The sequence below is a fragment of the Alkalihalophilus lindianensis genome (assembly GCF_032843265.1).
In the GTDB taxonomy this organism is placed as follows: domain Bacteria; phylum Bacillota; class Bacilli; order Bacillales; family Bacillaceae_D; genus Alkalihalophilus; species Alkalihalophilus lindianensis.
Map to the genome: position 1 here is coordinate 1 of NZ_JAWJBA010000473.1, position 264 is coordinate 264.

Annotated in this window: 1 protein-coding gene; it reads left to right on the plus strand. The window is 43.2% G+C overall.

Going from position 1 to position 264, the window contains the following annotated elements:
• The coding region (locus tag RYX56_RS23075) for a hypothetical protein (protein ID WP_317124218.1) at window positions 1–264 on the plus strand (264 nt) is incomplete at both ends.

Below are 264 nucleotides of genomic sequence, written 5' to 3' on the forward strand. Positions count from 1 at the left end.
CTCGTTATTGGGAAGATGTCCGAAAATACTATCAGGATTTTGAAAGTGGTATGATATCACCGCATTCCGAAATTTATCAACATGAAATGCCGGGCGGGCAATATAGCAATCTGCAGCAGCAGGCAAAAGCGGTAGGTTTGGGCGAGCGATGGGATGATGTGAAAGAAATGTATTCCCGGGTAAATCAAATGTTTGGTGATATTGTTAAGGTAACACCTTCATCAAAGGTCGTTGGCGATATGGCGCTTTTCATGGTGCAAAATG